This is a genomic window from Ralstonia pickettii (genome assembly GCF_030582395.1).
In the GTDB taxonomy this organism is placed as follows: Bacteria; Pseudomonadota; Gammaproteobacteria; order Burkholderiales; family Burkholderiaceae; genus Ralstonia; species Ralstonia pickettii_D.
In genome coordinates this window covers 344,821-364,357 of sequence record NZ_CP104381.1, presented here as the reverse complement: position 1 = coordinate 364,357, position 19,537 = coordinate 344,821, and the positions used below count along the sequence as shown (strand labels likewise).

Annotated in this window: 21 protein-coding genes; 9 read left to right on the top strand and 12 right to left on the bottom strand. The window is 64.7% G+C overall.

What is annotated here, in order from left to right:
* Positions 1-32: 32 nt before the first annotated feature.
* The 3 genes from ilvA to N5B55_RS01715 all read left to right on the top strand — a co-directional run bounded on the left by ilvA (position 33) and on the right by N5B55_RS01715 (position 3,924).
* On the top strand, positions 33-1,553 hold the full coding sequence (gene ilvA, locus N5B55_RS01725) for a threonine ammonia-lyase, biosynthetic (protein WP_065859099.1): 1,521 nt from the start codon (positions 33-35) through the stop codon (positions 1,551-1,553).
* A complete protein-coding gene (gene queF, locus N5B55_RS01720; protein ID WP_065859097.1) occupies positions 1,553-2,389 on the top strand; it encodes an NADPH-dependent 7-cyano-7-deazaguanine reductase QueF in 837 nt (278 codons plus the stop codon). The genes ilvA and queF overlap by 1 nt, the downstream gene beginning before the upstream one ends.
* A gap of 224 nt (positions 2,390-2,613) precedes the next feature.
* Positions 2,614-3,924: an acetate kinase gene (locus N5B55_RS01715; protein WP_065859095.1), complete on the top strand. Its 1,311-nt coding sequence runs from the start codon at positions 2,614-2,616 to the stop codon at positions 3,922-3,924.
* A 5-nt stretch (positions 3,925-3,929) separates the two neighbouring features.
* On the opposite strand, the gene N5B55_RS01710 is transcribed toward N5B55_RS01715, so the two are convergent.
* The 5 genes from N5B55_RS01710 to N5B55_RS01690 all read right to left on the bottom strand — a co-directional run bounded on the left by N5B55_RS01710 (position 3,930) and on the right by N5B55_RS01690 (position 9,468).
* Positions 3,930-4,463 carry a hypothetical protein gene (locus N5B55_RS01710; protein ID WP_065859093.1) on the bottom strand — a complete coding sequence of 178 codons (534 nt, stop codon included), beginning with the start codon at positions 4,461-4,463 and terminating at the stop codon, positions 3,930-3,932.
* Between the two features lie 43 nt (positions 4,464-4,506).
* A complete protein-coding gene (locus tag N5B55_RS01705) occupies positions 4,507-5,190 on the bottom strand; it encodes a C39 family peptidase (RefSeq protein ID WP_154206313.1) in 684 nt (227 codons plus the stop codon).
* Between the two features lie 16 nt (positions 5,191-5,206).
* Complete coding sequence (locus N5B55_RS01700; RefSeq protein ID WP_065859091.1) at positions 5,207-5,641, bottom strand: hypothetical protein; 435 nt, start codon at positions 5,639-5,641, stop codon at positions 5,207-5,209.
* Between the two features lie 123 nt (positions 5,642-5,764).
* Complete coding sequence (locus N5B55_RS01695; protein WP_116575853.1) at positions 5,765-7,051, bottom strand: hypothetical protein; 1,287 nt, start codon at positions 7,049-7,051, stop codon at positions 5,765-5,767.
* Between the two features lie 701 nt (positions 7,052-7,752).
* A complete protein-coding gene (locus tag N5B55_RS01690; protein ID WP_304538941.1) occupies positions 7,753-9,468 on the bottom strand; it encodes an AMP-binding protein in 1,716 nt (571 codons plus the stop codon).
* A 232-nt stretch (positions 9,469-9,700) separates the two neighbouring features.
* On the opposite strand from N5B55_RS01690, the gene N5B55_RS01685 reads away from it, so the two are divergent.
* Positions 9,701-10,210, top strand: coding sequence for a gluconokinase (locus N5B55_RS01685; protein WP_304538940.1), 510 nt, complete (start codon positions 9,701-9,703; stop codon positions 10,208-10,210).
* 19 nt (positions 10,211-10,229) lie between these two features.
* Here the strand turns inward: N5B55_RS01685 and N5B55_RS01680 are convergent, their stop codons facing one another.
* From N5B55_RS01680 to N5B55_RS01670, 3 genes are all read right to left on the bottom strand, one after another.
* Complete coding sequence (locus tag N5B55_RS01680; RefSeq protein WP_304538938.1) at positions 10,230-11,024, bottom strand: hypothetical protein; 795 nt, start codon at positions 11,022-11,024, stop codon at positions 10,230-10,232.
* Between the two features lie 58 nt (positions 11,025-11,082).
* Entirely contained in the window at positions 11,083-12,054 is a 972-nt protein-coding gene (locus N5B55_RS01675) for an alpha/beta hydrolase (RefSeq protein WP_304538937.1), read from the bottom strand.
* A 116-nt stretch (positions 12,055-12,170) separates the two neighbouring features.
* A complete protein-coding gene (locus N5B55_RS01670; RefSeq protein ID WP_304538936.1) occupies positions 12,171-12,851 on the bottom strand; it encodes a TetR/AcrR family transcriptional regulator in 681 nt (226 codons plus the stop codon).
* A gap of 33 nt (positions 12,852-12,884) precedes the next feature.
* On the opposite strand from N5B55_RS01670, the gene N5B55_RS01665 reads away from it, so the two are divergent.
* From N5B55_RS01665 to N5B55_RS01650, 4 genes are all read left to right on the top strand, one after another.
* A complete protein-coding gene (locus N5B55_RS01665; RefSeq protein ID WP_304538935.1) occupies positions 12,885-13,982 on the top strand; it encodes a DUF2855 family protein in 1,098 nt (365 codons plus the stop codon).
* Positions 13,983-14,099: 117 nt separating this feature from the next.
* On the top strand, positions 14,100-14,534 hold the full coding sequence (locus N5B55_RS01660; protein WP_304538934.1) for a YeeE/YedE family protein: 435 nt from the start codon (positions 14,100-14,102) through the stop codon (positions 14,532-14,534).
* Between the two features lies 1 nt (position 14,535).
* Entirely contained in the window at positions 14,536-14,949 is a 414-nt protein-coding gene (locus N5B55_RS01655; RefSeq protein WP_304538933.1) for a DUF6691 family protein, read from the top strand.
* A 48-nt stretch (positions 14,950-14,997) separates the two neighbouring features.
* Positions 14,998-15,819 carry a c-type cytochrome gene (locus N5B55_RS01650; RefSeq protein ID WP_304538932.1) on the top strand — a complete coding sequence of 274 codons (822 nt, stop codon included), beginning with the start codon at positions 14,998-15,000 and terminating at the stop codon, positions 15,817-15,819.
* A gap of 111 nt (positions 15,820-15,930) precedes the next feature.
* Here N5B55_RS01650 and N5B55_RS01645 read toward each other — a convergent pair whose 3' ends face one another.
* Both N5B55_RS01645 and N5B55_RS01640 read right to left on the bottom strand, forming a co-directional pair.
* Positions 15,931-16,764, bottom strand: a complete 834-nt coding sequence (locus N5B55_RS01645) for a hypothetical protein (RefSeq protein WP_012761130.1) — start codon at positions 16,762-16,764, stop codon at positions 15,931-15,933.
* 153 nt (positions 16,765-16,917) lie between these two features.
* Positions 16,918-17,499, bottom strand: coding sequence for a tetratricopeptide repeat protein (locus tag N5B55_RS01640; protein ID WP_065859641.1), 582 nt, complete (start codon positions 17,497-17,499; stop codon positions 16,918-16,920).
* 332 nt (positions 17,500-17,831) lie between these two features.
* Here N5B55_RS01640 and N5B55_RS01635 point away from each other — a divergent pair, with 332 nt between their 5' ends.
* The gene (locus tag N5B55_RS01635) at positions 17,832-18,410 is read left to right on the top strand and encodes a TetR/AcrR family transcriptional regulator (RefSeq protein WP_065859640.1); all 579 of its coding nucleotides are present in this window, start codon (positions 17,832-17,834) and stop codon (positions 18,408-18,410) included.
* A 16-nt stretch (positions 18,411-18,426) separates the two neighbouring features.
* Here the strand turns inward: N5B55_RS01635 and N5B55_RS01630 are convergent, their stop codons facing one another.
* Positions 18,427-19,197 carry a glycosyltransferase family 2 protein gene (locus N5B55_RS01630; protein ID WP_304538931.1) on the bottom strand — a complete coding sequence of 257 codons (771 nt, stop codon included), beginning with the start codon at positions 19,195-19,197 and terminating at the stop codon, positions 18,427-18,429.
* A 54-nt stretch (positions 19,198-19,251) separates the two neighbouring features.
* On the bottom strand, positions 19,252-19,512 hold the full coding sequence (locus N5B55_RS01625) for a phosphopantetheine-binding protein (RefSeq protein ID WP_065859639.1): 261 nt from the start codon (positions 19,510-19,512) through the stop codon (positions 19,252-19,254).
* Positions 19,513-19,537 lie beyond the last annotated feature (25 nt).

Sequence of the window (19,537 nt, the reverse complement as noted above, 5' to 3'; positions counted from 1 at the left end):
GGCTCTGCTCACGTCCAACCCCGGTCCGCACCATGGCCATCGATTACCTCAAGAAAATCCTGACTGCGAAGGTCTATGACGTCGCGGTCGAAACCGAGCTGAAGTTCGCGCCCAACCTGTCGGCGCGCACCGGCAACCGCGTGTACCTCAAGCGCGAGGATGACCAGCCGGTGTTCTCGTTCAAGCTGCGCGGCGCCTACAACAAGATGGCCTCGCTCACGCCGGCCGAGCGCAAGCGCGGGGTAATCACGGCATCGGCGGGCAACCACGCGCAGGGCGTGGCGTTCAGCGCGGCGCGCATGGAATGCAAGGCCGTGATCTGCATGCCGGTGACGACGCCGCAGCTGAAGATTGACGGCGTGCGCTCGCGCGGCGGCGATTGGGTCGAGGTCGTGCTGCACGGTGAAAGCTATTCGGACGCGTACAACCACGCCGCCCAGCTGCAGGAAAAACACGGCTACACCTTCGTGCACCCGTTCGACGACCCGGAAGTGATTGCCGGCCAAGGCACGATCGCCATGGAAATCCTGCGCCAGCATCCACAGCCGATCCATGCAATCTTTTGCTCGATCGGCGGGGGCGGGCTGATCTCGGGCATTGCGGCCTACGTGAAGGCCGTACGGCCGGACGTCAAGGTCATCGGTGTGCAAAGCGTGGATTCCGACGCGATGGCGCGCTCGGTGGCCGCCGGCAAGCGCGTCGAACTGAAGGAAGTCGGCCTGTTTGCGGACGGCACGGCGGTCAAGCTGGTCGGCAAGGAGACGTTCCGCCTCACGCGTGAACTCGTCGACGAGATCATCACCGTGGATACGGATGCCATCTGCGCGGCGCTCAAGGACGTGTTCCAGGACACGCGCAGCCTGCTGGAGCCGTCGGGCGCGCTGGCGCTGGCCGGGCTCAAGCAGTATGCGGAGACGCACAAGCTGAAGAACGAGTCGCTGGTAGCCGTGGCCAGTGGTGCGAACATGAACTTCGACCGCCTGCGCTTCGTGGCCGAGCGCGCTGAAGTGGGCGAGGCGCGCGAAGCCGTGTTTGCCGTGACGATTCCCGAAGAGCGCGGCAGCTTCAAGCGCTTCTGCGAACTGGTCGGCTGGTCGCGCAACGTGACGGAGTTCAACTACCGCATTGCCAGCAAAGACGCTGCGCATATCTTCGTGGGCGTGCAGATTGCATCGCGCGCAGAGGGCGACAAGATTGCCGAGAACTTCCGCAAGCACGGTTTCCCCACGCTGGACCTGTCGAACGACGAACTGGCCAAGCAGCACATCCGCTACATGGTGGGCGGCCGCTCGCCCCTGGCGGAAAACGAGCATCTCTATCGCTTCGAGTTTCCCGAGCGGCCCGGCGCGCTGATGAAGTTTCTCTCGAGCATGAGCCCGAACTGGAACATCAGCCTGTTCCACTACCGTAACCAGGGCGCGGATTCGAGCAACATCCTCGTCGGCATCCAGGTGCCGAAGAACGAGAAACGCGAGTTCAAGGCGTTCCTCGCCACGCTGGGCTATACCTATTGGGACGAAAGCGAGAACCCCGTCTACAGTCTGTTTTTGTGATGAGCAACCAACCCGAACATTCGCCGCTGGGCAAAACGTCCGCCTACAAGACGGAATACGACCCGAGCCTGCTGTTTCCGATTCCGCGCCAGGGCAAGCGCGACGAAATCGGCCTCGCGGCCGGCACGCCGCTGCCCTTCTTCGGCGTGGACCTCTGGAACCTGTACGAGCTGTCGTGGCTGAACCTGCGGGGCAAGCCGCAGGTGGCGCTGGGCACTGTGATCGTGCCGGCGGATTCGCCCAACATCGTTGAATCGAAGTCGTTCAAGCTGTACCTGAATTCGTTCAACCAGACGAAGGTGGCGTCGCACGAAGCGCTGCAGCAGTTGATCCACCACGATCTGTCGGAAGCGTGCGGAGCGCCGGTGCAGGTGCGCATCGTCACGCACGAAGAGTTTGCCCGGCAACGCATGGGCGAACTCGATGGCCTGCTGCTCGATCGCCTGGACATCGAAACGGACATCTACCAGCCCACGCCCGAGCTGCTGCATGCCGATGAGGAAGAAAGCCCTGTCGAAGAAACGCTGGTGTCGCACCTGCTGAAGTCCAATTGCCTCGTCACGGGTCAGCCGGACTGGGGCAGCGTGCAGATCCGCTACGTGGGCGCGCCGATCAATCAGGAAGGGTTGCTCAAGTACCTGATCTCGTTCCGCGAGCACAACGAGTTCCACGAGCAATGCGTGGAGCGGATCTTTACGGACATCCTGCGTCAGTGCCGGCCGGTCAAACTGGCCGTCTATGCGCGCTACACGCGGCGCGGCGGGCTGGACATCAACCCGTTCCGCACAAACTTCAACACGCCGTGGCCGGATAACCTGCGCAACGCGCGTCAGTAAGCGCTGACATTACGCAAGACACGCGAGGCGCCTTCGGGCGCCTTTTTTCTTGCCCGGGCGATCCGCCAAACGGGCATTGCGGCCTCGTCCGTTTTGTGGACGCCAATGCCCTATCGTTTCACGCCCACTCGCCTATAGTGGTATCCGCAGTACGCCACCCGGGGGAAATCGTGAAGGGCCCATCCGCTTTTCGTGGACAGGGCACTCTCGACGGGGATATCGCCATGAAGAACGCACCATGGGGGCCGCTTCGTGCGGTTGCGTGCGCATGCCTGCTGCTATGCGGCAGGTCGGCACTAGCACAGACCAACGAGCCGGTGGACGACAAGCCACCCAGCCTGGAATCGCTGCAGCGCGAGCTTGCCGATACGCAGGCGCGCCTGCAGGAGCTCAAGCGCTCGATCCAGCAACAGGAAGCGCATCTGCGGCACATGCGGCGGGCACTCGGCATGAGCGAGGGGCGCCTCGACACGGTGCGCGGAGCCGGCGCTCCCGGCGTGGCGGGCGAGGCATCGCAAATTGCACAGAACGACGAGACCGGCACCACGCCGGTCGGCAAACCGCCGGAGCCTCCTGACAGGCCACCACGCATTGCGCAGATCTTCGACGAGCCCAGCGCCCTGACTCCGCCGGGCAAGGTGGTCGTCGAGCCGTCTTTGCAGATGGCCTATTCGTCGTCGGACCGCGTGGCGCTCGTGGGCTACACCATCATCCCCGCGCTGCTGATCGGGCTGATCGACGTACGGCAGGTCAAGACCACCACGCTGACCGGCACAGTAGCGGTGCGCTACGGCCTGGCGCGACGCTGGGAACTGGAAGCGCGCGTGCCCTATGTCTACAGCTCGAGCGACACCGTCAGCCGCGAATTGTTTACCGGCACGGCGACCGACCGTGCCTTCAGCTCGCACGGGCACGGCATCGGCGATGTGGAGCTGACCGCGCGCTACCAACTCAATGCGGGCGGCGTCGACAAGCCGTTCTACATCGGCTGGCTGCGCTTCAAGACACGCACCGGCAAGGATCCGTTTGAGGTCACCACCGATTGCGTGACGCGCTGCGTGAGCAATACCACGGGCACCGGCCTGCCCTTGCAGCAACCGACGGGCTCGGGCTTCTTCGCCGTGCAGCCGGGGCTGACGTGGTTGTTCCCGACGGATCCGGCGGTGTTCTTCGGCAGCATCAGCTACCTGCACAACTTCGAGCGCAAGGACGTGAGCCTGAACCTGGTGGACGGCTCGAAGCAGTTCCTGGGCAACGTGAAGGCCGGCGACATCATTGGCCTGAACTTCGGCATGGGCCTGGCGCTGAATGAGAAGGCGTCGTTCTCCATCGGCTACGACCAGAGCATCATCGCGCCGACCAAGCAGAACGGTGAGCGCGTACCGGGCTCGGTGCGAACCATTCTCGGCACGCTGCTGGTCGGCTATTCGTACCGGATCTCGCCCAAGATGACGCTGAACCTGTCTGTGGGCGCAGGCCTGACGCGCGACACGCCGGACCTGACCGTCACGCTTCGACTGCCGATCCAGTTCTAGCTAGCTCAGTGCAGCAGGGTGGCGACGTTGGCCAGCGCGCCCTGCAGCACGTTGGAGAGATTCAGCTGACGAAACTGCGGCAGGCTATTGACCGCTGCATTGATGGTCGTCACTGCCTGCAGCGTCTGGTTGTTCAGGCTGTTCTGGATGACCGTAGCCGCCGCTGCCGCACCCGCGGTGACTTCGGGTGGCGCAACATTGTTGGGCCCGTTCTGCACGAGGTTCACCGTGTTGACCACGGAGGCCAGTTGCTGCGCCTGCGTGGCGGTCATGCGCGCTACATCGGGGATATTGACTGATGCGCTCGCCACCAGATCGCCGTTGATGAAGACCGCACGGTCGATACCGAACGAAATGTGCAACCCCGCGAGCGAGGGCACATCAAACCCGCCGCGCATGTCGTCGAGCTTGTCTTCGGACACGGCCTTCCAGGCATGGACGGGGTTGTTGTCCGTGCCGTCAATGCTGGACGCGCAGGCATGCCCGGCCGCAGCCAGCACGAACCACCCGGCCCACGCTACCTTGCCAAACCGCTTCATGATGCCCTCCTGCCGGACGACCGCACCATCGCGCACACGACGCTCAAAAGTCGGACGGACCATGCTTGGGAACGACGATGTTTCCAAGGCCACTGCGGTCCATGCCTTCTTCCAGCGGCGCACGCGGTGCCACGCGCCAGTCCGATGAAGCGTTGAACGTCGCCCCCGCCTCGCGGTTGTGGACGACGAACAGCAAATGGTTGTCCCACATGCTCTCGAAATTTGCACGCGGTATCGCGCGCGTGCCCATGGCCGGATCGCCCACCAGCACACGCCCTTCCTGCACCCCCTTGACCACCACGAAGTGGTGATAGCCGTTCTCGGTCAACAGCACGATGGCCGGCAAGTGGGCGTCCTTCAATGCATCCAGCGGCTGCTCGAAACCATCCGCCTCGAAACCAAGCGATGCTAGATAGCGTTTGATATCGAGCAGCGAAAAGCCTTCTCGCCGGATCTTCTCCTGGTTGCCATGCTCGTACATGGCCTGGAACACGGTCTGCTCGGTCACCGGATAACCGTACTGATACGTGAGCAGCGTCGCCACCGCGGCCGACCCGCAACTGAAGTCGAAACGCTGATGCACGGTACGCAGGTAGCGCGCGGCCTTCATGCTCGTCACCGGCACGGCATAGGTACCGCCGCCCGTGCCGAGCATGTCGATCGCGCCCGCCCACGCAGGCCCGCACGCCAGCGCCATCAGCACTGCACCCAACGTCTTGCGCATCATTCCGCCCCTCGCAAACTCAAGGCCGGAACTGCACGTTGACGATGGTGGCGTTCTGGATCAACACGTTCGCTCCGCTGTTCTGGATGACCGTGGGGATCCCGCTTGCGTTAGCGAACGAGCCGTCGCGCACAATGTTCGACCCCGTCGCCACGTTTATGGCGGCGTTCTCGCTCACAGTGCCCGACAAGCGTGCGTCATTGACGGTCTGGTAGAGGTCCTGCGTGCCGCCGCGATAGCTGTCGAGCCGATCCGCACCCACCGCATGACCGAACCCAGGCACCGACACGGCCGCGGCGACCGGGGGACGCACCGCTTCCGTGTTGGCGACCTGCGCACCGTCTGCGATCGGCACGTCGTCCGCCGCCATCGCTGCTGCCGCTGGCCACACTGCCAGGCCGCATGCCAACCACCATGCCGCCCATCCTGCTGTGGTTCTTCTGTCGGATCGCATCGAATGTCTCCTACACGCTCCAACTGCAGGCCGGACCGCCGAAGCAGTCCGGCCCCATCCACCGTCATGCGCGAAGCTTCATCGCTCGCGCCGCGGCGCTTCCCCGCTCATGCCCGTACCGGGCTATTTGCCCACATTCAGGTTGGCCTGCACGTTGATGCTTTGCTGGATGAGAGAGGCGAAGCCGCTGTTCTGGTTCGCCACCATCACGCCTGCTGCAGACTGGCCGACGCTGGTCATGGCGTTGGACATGTTGAACGTGCCTGCGTCCACCACAACCGTGCCACCTGCACCGCCCGTGCCACCCACCGCACCATTGCCGACGCCACCATTACCAACACCACCTGCGCCGCCGGCCGCGCCGACTGCGCCCACAGCGCCATTGCCGGCCGTGGACGATGCTGCTCCATTGGTCGCGCTGCCATTCGTGGAAGTACCGCCTGCGCCGCCAGTGCCGGCCACGTTGGTAGACGCCCCGCCGGCCGCGCCTGCGCCACCCGTGCTGGTGCCAGTGGCCGTGCTCGTGCCAGTGCCAGCGCCACCCGAGGCGGTAGCGGTGCCACTGGTGCCGGTGCCGCCCGCCGCGCCGTTTCCGCCGGCTGCGGCTGCAGCGCCGCCCGTTGCCGAGCCTGAGCCGTTATGGCGGTTGGCGTCACCGCCATCGGAGCCACCGGCACCGCCGCCGCTGCCTCCAGCGCCGCCGCCGGCCGCACTGGTGCTGCCTGCCAGGCCGCCCAGCCCTGCGCCCAGGCTCGCTGACAGCGTGCCGGAGCTGCCGCCGTTACCGCCACCGCCGGCGTTCCCGCCGGCATTGCCGCCATTGCCGCCATTGCCGGCCGTCGCGCCACCGTTGGTTGCGCTGCCATGCGTGACGCTGCCCGAGCTGCCGCCTGCGCCGCCGCCACCGCCGGCACCGCCTGCGCCGCCGTTGCCGCCAGAGCCTGTGCCGCCGTAGCCGTAGCCGCCACGCCCACCGGCGCCGCCATTGGCGGTGCCGCCATTGTTGGTAGCGACATTGCCGATGCCAGATACGCTGATGTTAGTGACGGTGCCTTCCAGCTTGGAGACGGCAATCGCCTTGCTGGTGTTGAAGGAGTTGGTGAATGTTGCGGTCGCTACGCCACCGTTGTTGGCGGCAGCGGTGCCATAGCCTTCAGCGCTGGCCCAGCCGCTGTTGTCGCGGTTGCTGCCCTGGCTTTGGTTGTTGTGCTGATTCGAGTTGTCGGTTGCCGTGGTCGTCGTGGTCGTTGCGGTGCTTGTCGTCGTCTCCGTGCTGGTTCTGTTGATGGTCGACGTGTTGGTCTGGGTCTTGTTACCCGAGCCGGACGCCGTATTCCCGATATCGGCCAATGCAACGCCAGAGACCCCTAATCCCATGGCGATCGCGGTGGCCAGTAAGGTCTTCTTCATAACGCACTCCATAAAGGTAAGAGGGACGGCTGGAAACGCAGCCAGTAAGGCCGGCGCGCTCTGCCTGTGGGAAAAACATGACCCACCCCGGGGCGGCTCGTTTGCATAATCGGTGCCAACTTCCGGGCACGCTTTACGCGGCTGTTCTAAGTGATTGAAAACGCGGAAGATTCAGCGAGACCGGCGTCTAGAGGTGCACGCAGCGCCGCGCGATCGTGTCGAGACGTCCATTTTCGGCAGCGGGTTTTGGCCCTTTCTGTTGCAGCGCTGATACATCGCCGTGGAACGCCTGGCAGCCACGCCTTGCATGACGTCCGCCCCAAGACGCAATCCCCGCGAGCGCATACGCACGGCAAAGGCGTTTCAGACAAGCGATCGGATGGATGTTTCAGGCGTGATACATCGGGGCATCGTCGCTCACATTGCGTGGGCGGTGGGTTCCGGCGGTCGAGCATCCCGTGGCGCACGTCGCGTCGCGTGGCGCACCTCGATGATGTGCGGACCGCAAACATGGCGTCTTGCGTGGAGGCTTGACTGCGAGCGCCCCCTATCGGCAAGACGCATGCGGGAAACGTGTCTCGGTTTTTTCCTTGCGGCCTGCCCGGGCAGGAGAACGAAACGGCGCGCGGCACGCACCTTCATGGCAACGAAAAGCCGCGCGCAACCCGATCGCATTTCAACCGCGAAACTGCAAGCTCGATTCAGGCAGTGGCGGCCACTGTCAGCTTGAGTTCTTCGATCATGCGATCGCGCATGACGAACTTCTGCACCTTGCCCGTCACCGTCATCGGCATCTCGGTAACGAAGCGGATGTAGCGCGGAATCTTGTAGTGCGCGATCTGGCCCTGGCAGAACGCGCGGATCTCGTCTTCCGTGGCCTGCTGGCCGGGCTTGAGCACGATCCACGCACAGACCTCTTCACCGTACTTCGGGTCGGGCACGCCAAATACGTTGACTGCCTGCACCTTCGGGTGCCGGAAGAGAAACTCTTCGATTTCGCGCGGGTAAACGTTCTCGCCGCCGCGGATCAGCATGTCCTTCACGCGACCGACGATGTTGCAGTAGCCCTCGGCATCGAACGTTGCCAGATCGCCTGTGCGCATCCAGCCGTCCTGGATCGATTCGGCGGTCTTGGCCTCGTCGTCCCAATAGCCAAGCATGACCGAATAGCCCTTGGTGCACAGTTCGCCCTTCTCACCCACCGGGACCACCTCTCCCGCGCCATCCACGAGCTTGACCTGGAGATGCGGCTGGATGCGGCCAACGGTTGTGACGCGCTTGTCGAGCGGATCGGTCACGGCGCTCTGGAAGGACACGGGGCTCGTCTCGGTCATGCCATACGCGATGGTGACTTCGCGCAGATTCAGTTCCGACACCACGCGCTTCATCACCTCGATCGGGCACGGCGATCCGGCCATGATGCCGCCGCGCAGCGTCGATACGTCAAAGCGCTTGAAGTCCGGATGATCGAGCTGCGCAATGAACATCGTCGGCACGCCGTGCAGCTGCGTGCAGCGCTCCTCCGCCACCGTGCGCAGCGTGGCCAGCGGGTCGAACGCTTCGCCCGGAAACACCATGCATGCGCCGGTCGCCGTGCAGGTCAGCACCGACATGACCATGCCGAAGCAGTGATACAGCGGCACCGGAATACACAGTCGATCGCCCTCTTGCAGGTTCATCGCCATGGCAACGAAGCGCGCGTTGTTGACGACGTTGACGTGCGTGAGCGTGGCGCCCTTGGGTGCGCCCGTCGTGCCGCTGGTGAATTGGATGTTGATGGCATCGTCGGGCGACAGCGTGGCCGTGATGGCATCCAGCGCATCAACGGGTACGCTTTTTCCACGCGCAATCACGTCGGCAAAGTTGAGCATGCCCGGCGTATGGGCCTCGCCCATCCGGATGACCCAGCGCAAGGCCGGCAGCTTGGCCGCGTTCAGAGCGCCGGGCTGCGCAGACGCCAGTTCAGGCGCCAGCGTCTGCAGCATGTCCAGGTAGCGCGAGGTCTTGAACGCCTCGGCCGCCACAATGGCCTTGCAGCCGACCTTGTTGAGGGCGTATTCCAGCTCCGACAGCCGATACGCCGGATTGATGTTGACGAGGATAAGCCCCAGGCGCGCCGTCGCGAACTGTGTAAGCACCCATTCCACGCGGTTGGGCGACCAGATGCCGATGCGGTCGCCCCGCTCCAGCCCGAGCGCGTATAACCCGGCGGCAAGCGCATCGACCTGCTCGGCAAAGGCACGCCACGTCCAGCGCACGTTCTGTTCGCGGAACACGACGGCCTCGTCGTCGGGGCAGCGTCGCACGGTATCCGCCAGCAACGCCGAGACCGTGAGATGCGCCAGCGGCACGGCCGTATCGCCCACCACATACGACGCACCGTTGCGCGGGCGCGCGTCGAAAACCTCACCAGCCATGGATATCTCCTCCAATCAACGTTGGCCTTTTTGGGGCCTTGTTCTGAATGATTTGTCACCACTGCGTCGGTCGCAATTTGACGCAGCTTGACGCATTTGGCAATCCGTTCCCAGACGAACAATGACGCGGAACAATTGCTGCGCTGCAGCAGCAAAAATCGGCGGGCGCGCTCGCCAACGCGCTAACATGCCGGCCTGACGTTTTGGGCTTTCTTGCACGTAGGGATCGACGATGATCGTAGTAGTGATGGGTGTTTCGGGTTGCGGCAAATCCACGGTGGGCCAGAAGATCGCCGAGCGACTGGGCTGCGCGTTCCGGGATGGCGACGAGTTTCACTCCGAAGCCAACCGCGCCAAGATGCACGCCGGCATCCCCCTGAACGATGACGATCGCAAACCCTGGCTCGAATCCATCCGCGCCTACATGGACGACAAGACGAGCAACGGGCAATCGCTGGTGGTTGCCTGCTCCGCTCTCAAGCAGCGTTACCGCGATGTGCTGCGCGGCCCCGGCGGCAACGCTGAATTCGTCTACCTGAAGGGCGATTTCGATCTGCTGCAAGGCCGCCTTGCCGCCCGAAAAGATCACTTCTTCAACCCGAACCTGCTGCGGAGCCAGTTCGAGACGCTCGAAGAGCCCGCCGACGCCATCGTCGTCGACATTGCCCTGCCGCCCGAGGCCATCGTCGACCAAGCTGTCGCCCAACTGCAGGCCCGCGCCGCGCACCGCCCGGCCGCGTGAACTCGCACGCGGTCACGCGCTAGCCGCGCGTGAGTTGCTGCAACACAGCCTGCACCTCGCCGTTGCACACGCGGCTCATGCGGTCCTGTTCACGCGGCGTATCGATCTGCTCGTGCGCCTGCAAGCCCAGCTCGATCAGTGATTGCGCGCGCGGCAGCCAATGGCGCGTGAGCGCTGCCTGCAAATCTGCGGCAATGCGGTCCGGATCGCCAAAGTAAAGGCGGCCGCCGTATTCGCTCTCGATTTCCTTGCGAATCACCTCGGCGGCGTGCGGCAGCACCGCGCGGTTCACAGCGACGTGCCGCAGCTCATGCTCGCGGATCGCGTTGTAGGCGCAAGTGCCCGGCGCAAATTCACGCGCCACCGTCACCCTGAAGTTGCTCAGCACCAGTTCCACCGAAATGGACGGCCGCAGGCAGGTCGTGGCCGGCTGCGTCGCGATGGCCATGTAGCGGCTGTTGACGTCGAATCGCGCCACGAGCGTCGCATAGGTTTTGCCGAGCACGCGCGCTGAGCGGTCGTACGGCGGCGCCTCGGCTGTCAGTTGCTCGACCGAGCGGTCGTTGGAAAAGGACAGCGGCGTTTCAGTGGCGCGCACCTCCACGCGCATCGGGCCGAGTGCCTGGTCGCAGGCCTTGAGCCAGTGGGATTTGTTGGCATTGCGCGCAGGGGCGCCCGCGACCCCGGGCGCGGCAAGAACATTTTCGATCGGAGCAAAACGCACATCGGCCAGCCTCAGCCGATGCAGCCGGATCCACTGCCAGGTACCGGCCGCCACGGCCAGCACCACACCCAATACCACCACCCGACGCATGCTGGGCTCCCCGTTTGCGCATCCCGACCGGGCTACGCAAGGGGCGCCGCCGGTCCGGTCATGCCGGCGTCAGTGCCACCGGTTCTCGGTTCTCGTGCCGGGCGGCAACCAGTCGCCTGATCTGCTCGCCCGATCGTTTGAGCGCTACACGCGCCTCTGGAAGGAAAGGATAGAAGATCGGCCACACGTGCGGAAGCCGCCGCCCCATTTCTACCGAAACGGATACCCCGGCCGCCCGCGCACGCTCGGCCATTCGGAGGGTGTCGTCGCGCAGCACTTCGCTGGTGCTGACATAGCAGTGCAGCGTCGGCAACCCCGTGAAATCGGCATACAGCGGCGAGGCGAGCGGATGGTCCGTCGGCGCCCCAGAGTCGCCCAGGTACAACGCCGCACCGTGCGCCATCCAAGCTCCGCGAAACATCACGTCGGATTCATCGTTTTCGATCAGGCTTTGGCCGGTGGCGGCAAGATCCGTCCACGGCGAATACAGCACGGCGCCCGCCGGCAGCGGATCGGCCGCATCGCGTAAGGCCACCAGCAGCGCCAATGCCAGCCCGCCGCCCGCGGAGTCGCCCGCCACCACGATGCGCGATGGCGCCACGCCCTGTGCCAGCAGCGTGCGGTACGTCAACAGTGCATCTTCGACCGGCGCGGGAAACGGGTGCTCGGGCGCCAGCCGGTAGTCCGGGACGCACACGCGGGCACGCGCATGTGTGGCGAGCCCAATGGTGATCGGGCGGTGCGTGCGGGGGCTGCAGAAAAAATAGCCGCCGCCATGCAGATACAGGACAACGGGCGCGTCGTCATGCAGGTCTGGATCAGCGGGTTCGATCCATTCGCCGGTAAGGGGGCCGCCGTTGGCCCCAAAGGCCGGCACGATGCGCCAATCCGGCGGCAATTCCACCGGCGAAGGCATCTTGCGCTTCTCGGCATGCAGGCGCGTAGCGATAGGGTCGAACGGCTCCCGCTCGGTCGGCTTCTTGACTTGGTTGCGCACCATCCTCGAGACAACCCAGTTCTGCCAACTCATCGCAGTCCTCCCTGCAAAGTCTCAGCCTAGCGAGGATGCGCTGCCCAAACAATCGGTCCACACCCTGCCTTCACGCGTGTGTCCCCATCGGGCAACACCCCTCCGAAACCCCGGCATCAAGGCGCGTCAGGTCTTGCACCCAGGGCGAGCAGGCACAGCCGCTCCATCTCGCCGATCCACACCGGGGTCGGCAGCGCCCGCTCCTGCAGCAACAGGCGATAGCGACGTGCGCCCCAGATGGCTTGTAGCAGCGTTTGTACCAGCGCGTCGTCGGGCCGGACAGGCAGATCGGAACAGGCATCCAGCGCGCGGCGCCAAGCGGCGCCGAGCTCTTCGAAGAAGCGCGCATGGTGCTTGGCTTCGGCGATGCGGTCTTCGCGCATCAGCATGGCGTGATCAAAGTACGGCGGATCGAGCGCCGGATCGCCGCAACTCAGCCTCACGAGGTGACGCACGCGGTCAGGCCAGGGTGTACCGACACGGTCGGTCACCTCGCTCTGAATGCGCGCCAGCAGTACCTCGATGGTGTGTCGCACGTAGCCCGAGAGCAGCGCCTCCTTGTTCGGGAAGTACTCGTACAGCGTGCCGACCGAACAACCGGCTTCCAAGGCCACCGCCCGCGTGGTCGCGGCCTGCGCGCCGCCGCGCTGCCAAATCCGAACAAACGCCTCGTAGATAGCCTGCACCGTGAACTTGGCGCGGCGCTGCGACGGCCGCTTCAGCGGTTTGGCGCGGGCGGTTTCGGCCGGCTCGTTTCCGAACCCGGTGCCCGCCTGCCGACGATAGAGTGAAGCCATCCGCCCAACAATCCCGAGAATGGAGAAGACACCATGAACGCCCCTTACCAGCGGCTCCTTACGCGCAAGAATGCCCTAAACGAAAGCCGCCTGGAAACCGCCGACACCGCGCCCGCCGCGGCGCCAGGCGAAGTCGTGCTGCGCCTGGACCGTTTTGCCCTCACCACCAACAACATCACCTACGCGGCCTTTGGCGACGCGATGCAGTACTGGGCGTTTTTTCCCACCGGCCACGATGGCTGGGGCCACATGCCCGTGTGGGGCTTTGCCGATGTGGTCAGCTCGACAGTGGAAGGCGTCGACGTCGGCGAGCGCTTCTACGGCTACTTCCCGATCGCCACGCATCTGCGCATGCAGCCCGAACGCGTCACGCCGCGCGGCTTCTACGACGGCGCCGCACATCGCCAGGCGCTCGTCTCCGCCTACAACCAATACACGCGCGTGTCGCAAGACGCCGCCTATGACGCCGCGCTGGAGAACTACCAGATGCTCTACCGCCCGTTGTTCATCACGTCGTTCATGCTGGCGGATTTTCTCGCGGACAACGCCTTCTTTGGCGCGCGGCGTCTGGTCTTTTCCAGCGCATCGAGCAAAACAGCGTACGGCACCGCGTTCTGCCTGCAAGACACGCCGGGGCTCACGCTCACCGCGCTCACGTCGGGCGGCAATCGCGCCTTTGTCGATGGCCTGGGCTGCTACCACGACAGCGTCACGTACGACGCACTCGACACGCTGGCCACCGACGTTCCCACGCTCTACGTCGATTTCTCCGGCGATGCGGCACTGCGCCGGCGCGTACACGAACACTTTGGCGAGGCGCTCGTCTATGACTGCTTTGCCGGATCGGCACAAAACACGGATTTCATCGAGGCTGCCGACTTGCCCGGCCCCGCGCCGCAGTTCTATTTCGCGCCTGTGCAAATCCGCAAGCGCAATACAGACTGGGGCCCTGCGGTCGTCACCGAAAAATTCAACGCGGCACAGCGACGCTTCATCGATCACGTACGCGAGCCGGGGCACGGCTGGCTGACGCTGATCGAGGAACACGGCATGGCCGCCGCCCAGGCGCGCATTGCTGCGCTGCATGCGGGCCGCACCCACCCGCGCGAGGGCTATGTCGTCCGACTTTGAGGCTGCCGTTCCGTCGCGCCAAGCCCGGGCTTGGCTTCCTTGCCTCGGCACATGACAAACAATCTATAAATTTATATATTATTCGGATCTAGATTGTTATCTGCGCCACCCTTTCCCATGTCGATCGATTTCGCTCATTTCGCCCCGGGCGCGGCCCTCGTCGGCGGGCTCATCATCGGGCTGGCGGCGGCCGTGCTGGTGCTGGGCAGCGGCCGTATTGCCGGCATCAGCGGCATCGTTGGCGGCCTGCTGCAGGGCCCGCATGGGGATATGGGTTGGCGCGTCGCATTTCTGATCGGCCTGATAGGCGCGCCGATGATTGGCGCACTGCTGGGCCACCCCGTCGTGCCGGACATCGCCGCCGGTTGGGGCGAGGTGCTGGCGGCTGGGTTTCTCGTCGGCGTCGGCACCCGCTACGCAGGCGGCTGCACGAGCGGCCACGGCGTCTGCGGTTTGTCGCGCGGCTCGGTGCGCTCGCTGGTGGCAACGCTCACCTTCATGACCGCTGGCATCGCCACCGTATTCGTGGTGCGCCACGTGGTGGGAGGCTGACATGGCCATCGTGATTGCACTCGTTGCGGGCCTGCTGTTTGGGACGGGGCTCATCGTGTCGGGCATGGCTAATCCGGCCAAGGTGCTCGGCTTTCTCGATCTGTTCGGCCGATGGGACCCTTCATTGGCCTTCGTGATGGCCGGAGCGATTGCCGTTGGTGGGGTCGGCTTCTTCGTGGCACGCCGGCGCGGGCGCTCGTGGCTGGGCACGCTGATCCAGTTGCCGTCGGCCACGGGCGTGACCGCCCGCCTCGTGCTGGGCAGCGCTGTGTTTGGCATCGGCTGGGGACTGGCGGGTTTCTGCCCAGGCCCGGCACTCGTGGCGCTGGGCGCGGGTGTGCCGAAGGCTGTCGGTTTTGTCGCCGCCATGGTGGCGGGCATGGCCGTCTTCAGCATGCTGGAACGCAAGCGCTAGCCAGTCGGCGCCCGTGCATACAACCGATACCAACCCACGAGAGACAACATGACGCTGTGCAAACTCGGTGCCGCATCGGCGCTCGCCATCGGCACATCCGCATTCGCATTCGCATTCGCACAAACAACGCCGACCACGTTGCCAGTTCCGGACGAAGCCACCATCCCCGCCGGGCCTGTGGGCGACGCCATCAAGCGCGGCAAGCTGATCCTCACCGACACCAAGCGCCAGCTGCCGCACAACGTCGGCAACGGCCTGAACTGCACGAGCTGCCACCTCAATGGCGGAACGACGCCCTACGCTTCGCCGTGGGTCGGGCTGACCGCTGCGTTTCCGGAGTACCGCTCGCGCAGCGGCGCGGTCATCTCGCTGCAGCAGCGCGTGAATGATTGCTTCCAGCGCTCGATGAACGGCAAGCCGATCGCCTTCGCTGGCGAAGACATGAATGCCATCCTCGCCTACATGAAATGGCTCTCCAGCGGCGTGCCCGTGGGCACCAACGTCACGGGCCGGGGTTTCGAGAAGATCGACACCACGCTCGCACCCAACCGCGAGAACGGCAAAGCGATCTATGCGCAGCGCTGCGCCGCCTGCCATGGCGCTGAAGGCCAGGGGCTGCCAAACCCGCAAGGCGGTTACCTGATGCCGCCGCTATGGGGCAACGATTCGTTCAACGTGGGCGCGGGCATGGCGCGCATGTACACCGCTGCTGCGTTTGTGAAGCACAACATGCCCCTGGGCCAGGGCGGCACGCTGACCGCGCAGGAGGCCGTAGACGTGGCAGCTTTCTTTACCCATCAGCCCCGCCCCGACTATGCCGCGCGCGCCAAGGACTGGCCCAAGGGCGACAAGCCGAAAGACGCGCGCTGAGCGCCGCCCGATTCAAAAACAAAAAGCCTGCGACGCAACCGCCGCAGGCTTTTTGCTTTCGCACTTCGGGGCGCTGAATGCCCTCGCAGCGCTTTCCCCGTTCAATCCTGATCAGTTGACCTTGAGCTGACCGCCGCGGCCCAGGCCACCCTTGACGTCTTGCGCCTTGTAGCTGCGCAGCGCGACGACCATCTTGTTCCACGCATCGATAAACGCGACCACCGTGGCCTTGCCTTCCGGGGTCGCCGAGAAGCCGGCGAGACCGCCGCCCACGCCACCGCCAAAACCGGCCAGCACGGCGCCGTAGTTCGTCGCGGTCGAGCTGCCCTCCGCAGCCGCGATCTGCACGGCCGAGCGCACGTCGAACAGCGTCAGCGTCACGACCGAAGCCTTCGACTTCACGCTGCCGGCCAGCGCGGCGATGGCGCTGTTGCCCAGCAGGCCGCCCACCGCACCGGCAACACCGCCGACCGGCGAGTCGTTGATGATGATCTGCGGCTCCATGTAGTAGTCAGCCGCCACGCGCTGGCCCTTCTGCTGTTTGGAGCCGGCACGGTATTCGCCGGAGTTGCGCTGCAGATCGGTGATGCGGGACAGACGTGCGTCGGTCTTCTGGTTGCCGATCGACGTGATCACAAAGCAGTTCGATTGCTGCACGGCCATGCGCAGCAGCGGGTCGATGGTCGTCACCTTGGTGGCGCTGCCGAACTGGCCGTACCAGTCTGCGTTACGACCATCATCCATGGCGATGGTGCCCAGCGGCGAGGCGCAGCGCTCGAGCGTCGGGTCTGCGCCCACGCTGGAGCCACCGGCCGCAGCGCCGCTCACGCCCGCGTTCTGGCCACCCGGGGTCACCATGCCGCCACCTGCGCACGCGGCCAGGGAAGCGGTGATCAGTGCCACGCCTGCGGCCTTGGCAGTGCGGCTGAGTAGATTGGTTTTCATATTGTTGTGTGGCTCACATTGAGTCGATGTTTGGCTTATGCGTCCTGCGACTCAATAAGCCCCCCTTGATCAGGCGTGCGCGGTGTGCAACAGGCTTTCCCCCCTCCCCGCACTGCCTTGAAACGCTTTGAAACGGCTGGCTGCCGAGCGTGCTCAGTACCAGTACCAGCCCGTCTGGCGCCAGACGCCAAGGTACGGATAACCGGAATACCAATAGCCGTAGTACGTGCTGCGCCATTGCGCGCGCCACTTATAGTCGTCTTCGTCGGATTTCTTGGCGGCGCGGGCCTGATCGAGCAGCTTCTTCGATTCCTTGTCGCCACGGCTGACGGCAATCGAGAGCCATTTTTCGGCTTCGCGCGGATCGGAGCCCATCTCTTCCAGCCCGAACAGGTAGAACGCACCAAGCGCCTTTTGCGCCTGCAGGTTGCCGTGCTCGGCCGCCTCGCGCATCCAGTTCAATGCCTGGTAGCTGTCCTGGCGGACGCCATCGCCGCGGAAATATCGCAAGCCCAAGTCGTAGGCGGCCTTCGGTTCTCGCTTGGCAACATCCTTGAGGGCGACGATGCGCGGGTCTTCGTCAGGGATATTCGCCTGGTCAAACGCCACCTGGGCCTTCGGCCGATCGGCACAGCCGCGGTCGTCGCACACCCGCACCACATCGCTGGGTGGCTGCGGCTGGGCGCACGCGGCCAGCAGCGACACGACTCCCAACATCAGCAAACGATTCCGCATTCGCCTGACCCCTGTTTTTTTATTGTTGCTGTTGATCGAGAGAAATTCCGCTGACAACCTGGCAAGGGCCGGTCATTTTTTTGCGATCCCGTTCGCAAAACCGGCACCGCCGGAGCGGCTTCACAACGCTTTCTCTTCCCCGCGCCCGTAGGTGGCGCGGGCTGATGATATAGATCGGTCTACTCTAGCGTGAAGCGTGTGCTGTTGTGTTAACAAAGCGTAAAGCTGACATGGCAACACACGCGGCGGGCAGCGGCTTCCGACGGCCCAATCCACAGGCCGCGAAAAGAGGCCGATGCTAAGATGCGGCACCGCAAACAGGAGGGGTGGCAATGCGCGCAAGCAAGCGCCAACAGGTGGTGGACAAGGCCGGCGAACTGTTTTCCAGGCACGGCTTTCACCCCGTGGGCGTCGATTGGATCATCGACGAGTCCGGCGTCGCTCGCATGACGTTGTACCGGCACTTTGCCGGCAAGGACGATCTGATCAAGGAAGTGCTGGAGCAGCGCTACACCTACGTCATGGGCAGCATTGCGGAGAAACTCAGCCCCATGCCTGACACCATTGCCCGCCTGAGGGGCATCTTCGAGTGGTACGGCACGTGGTTCCGCACCCCCGACTTTGCAGGCTGCCTGTTCGAGCGTGCGCTGGCGGAGTTCGGCGCGACCTGCCCCAAGGTGACCGACGTGGCAGTGCGCTACCGCGACGACCTGCTCGCCATGATGGAAACGCTGCTCAAGGATGTGGTGCCCGCCAATTCCGCGCGGCAGCTTGCGGGGGTGTACGTGATGCTGCTGTCGGGCGCCACGGCCGACGCCCGCGCGATCGGCGATCCATCCTCCGCGTCGCGCGCCTGGGACGCTGCACACACCCTGCTGAACCACGCCACGGCCGCTGCGGAAGCGGTCTGAATTGTCCCGCTGCAGGCTACCAGCCGCGCTGCACCCGCCGCGCAATCATCGACGGCAACCGCAACATGCCCTCGGCCGTCAGGCGCAGATGCATCGCGAACAGCAGGATGTTGTCACGCAGATACCGGAAATGCGACACGCCGCCCTCGTGGGCGCGGAAGTAGCGCACCGGGGCTGCCAGCCGAATCGGACGCACGCCAGCCCAGCACAGGCGCACAGCCGCTTCCGGATCGAAATCGAAACCGCGCATCCATGCCTGGCGGCGCATGATCTCAGCCAGCGGCGCAATCGGATAGACGCGAAAACCGAACAACGTATCGCCAATGCCGGCCCACAGCGTTTCGATGTCCGCACAGCCGTTGGACAGGCGCCGCCCTTGCACGCGCACCTGCGGCGCTGTCGCGTCGAACACCGGCTGACCGAGGATCATCGCGTCGGGCGCAGCTTGCGAGGCGGCCATGAATTCGGGGATGAGGTCTGCAGGATGTTGGCCATCGGCGTCCATGGTCAGCACGTAGGAAAAGCCTGCCGCAGCAGCGGCCTCCAGCCCCGCCAGCACGGCGACGCCTTTGCCGCGATTGCGCGGCAGCACGATCACCCGCAGCCCCGGGTCTTGCGCGGCCATGGCCTGCAGGCGTTCCGTGCTGCCGTCGGTGCTGCCGTCTGCCACCACCCAGACCGGGTTCCACTGCGCACGCGCGCTGCGTACGGTGTCGTCAACCTTGGGGCCAGGGTTGTAGCTCGGAATCAGGACGAGGTGCGTCGTGGAGGCGCCGGTCATCGGCATGGCGTCGGTCCGGCGAAACATTGAAAGCGGAGTGCGTCGGGCGCTGGCGCGGGCCTATCGCGTGCGGTGCTCTGCCACGTAGGCGGCGAGTGAGCCCAGCGAGGCGAAGATCTTCTGGTTGTCGGGATTGCCCGAGCGCAGCTCAAAACCGAATTTCTTGGAGATCAGCAGCGCAACTTCGAGGATATCGATGGAATCGAGACCGAACCCTTCGCCATACAGCGGTGTGTCCGCCGTCAGGGCATCGAGTTGCATGTCTTCGAGATTCAGTTCGCCGATCATGAGTGCGGCGAGCTCTTTTTCCAGGTCGTTCATCGGTCTTGCAACCACAGGCGGCATG

Excerpts from the sequence above, each read along its gene's own strand:
- ilvA (WP_065859099.1), top strand. The coding sequence starts at position 33 with ATGGCCATCGATTACCTCAAGAAAATCCTGACTGCGAAGGTCTATGAC.
- queF (WP_065859097.1), top strand. The coding sequence starts at position 1,553 with ATGAGCAACCAACCCGAACATTCGCCGCTGGGCAAAACGTCCGCCTAC.
- N5B55_RS01715 (WP_065859095.1), top strand. The coding sequence starts at position 2,614 with ATGAAGAACGCACCATGGGGGCCGCTTCGTGCGGTTGCGTGCGCATGC.
- N5B55_RS01710 (WP_065859093.1), bottom strand. The coding sequence starts at position 4,463 with ATGAAGCGGTTTGGCAAGGTAGCGTGGGCCGGGTGGTTCGTGCTGGCT.
- N5B55_RS01705 (WP_154206313.1), bottom strand. The coding sequence starts at position 5,190 with ATGATGCGCAAGACGTTGGGTGCAGTGCTGATGGCGCTGGCGTGCGGG.
- N5B55_RS01700 (WP_065859091.1), bottom strand. The coding sequence starts at position 5,641 with ATGCGATCCGACAGAAGAACCACAGCAGGATGGGCGGCATGGTGGTTG.
- N5B55_RS01695 (WP_116575853.1), bottom strand. The coding sequence starts at position 7,051 with ATGAAGAAGACCTTACTGGCCACCGCGATCGCCATGGGATTAGGGGTC.
- N5B55_RS01690 (WP_304538941.1), bottom strand. The coding sequence starts at position 9,468 with ATGGCTGGTGAGGTTTTCGACGCGCGCCCGCGCAACGGTGCGTCGTAT.
- N5B55_RS01685 (WP_304538940.1), top strand. The coding sequence starts at position 9,701 with ATGATCGTAGTAGTGATGGGTGTTTCGGGTTGCGGCAAATCCACGGTG.
- N5B55_RS01680 (WP_304538938.1), bottom strand. The coding sequence starts at position 11,024 with ATGCGTCGGGTGGTGGTATTGGGTGTGGTGCTGGCCGTGGCGGCCGGT.
- N5B55_RS01675 (WP_304538937.1), bottom strand. The coding sequence starts at position 12,054 with ATGAGTTGGCAGAACTGGGTTGTCTCGAGGATGGTGCGCAACCAAGTC.
- N5B55_RS01670 (WP_304538936.1), bottom strand. The coding sequence starts at position 12,851 with ATGGCTTCACTCTATCGTCGGCAGGCGGGCACCGGGTTCGGAAACGAG.
- N5B55_RS01665 (WP_304538935.1), top strand. The coding sequence starts at position 12,885 with ATGAACGCCCCTTACCAGCGGCTCCTTACGCGCAAGAATGCCCTAAAC.
- N5B55_RS01660 (WP_304538934.1), top strand. The coding sequence starts at position 14,100 with ATGTCGATCGATTTCGCTCATTTCGCCCCGGGCGCGGCCCTCGTCGGC.
- N5B55_RS01655 (WP_304538933.1), top strand. The coding sequence starts at position 14,536 with ATGGCCATCGTGATTGCACTCGTTGCGGGCCTGCTGTTTGGGACGGGG.
- N5B55_RS01650 (WP_304538932.1), top strand. The coding sequence starts at position 14,998 with ATGACGCTGTGCAAACTCGGTGCCGCATCGGCGCTCGCCATCGGCACA.
- N5B55_RS01645 (WP_012761130.1), bottom strand. The coding sequence starts at position 16,764 with ATGAAAACCAATCTACTCAGCCGCACTGCCAAGGCCGCAGGCGTGGCA.
- N5B55_RS01640 (WP_065859641.1), bottom strand. The coding sequence starts at position 17,499 with ATGCGGAATCGTTTGCTGATGTTGGGAGTCGTGTCGCTGCTGGCCGCG.
- N5B55_RS01635 (WP_065859640.1), top strand. The coding sequence starts at position 17,832 with ATGCGCGCAAGCAAGCGCCAACAGGTGGTGGACAAGGCCGGCGAACTG.
- N5B55_RS01630 (WP_304538931.1), bottom strand. The coding sequence starts at position 19,197 with ATGCCGATGACCGGCGCCTCCACGACGCACCTCGTCCTGATTCCGAGC.
- N5B55_RS01625 (WP_065859639.1), bottom strand. The coding sequence starts at position 19,512 with ATGAACGACCTGGAAAAAGAGCTCGCCGCACTCATGATCGGCGAACTG.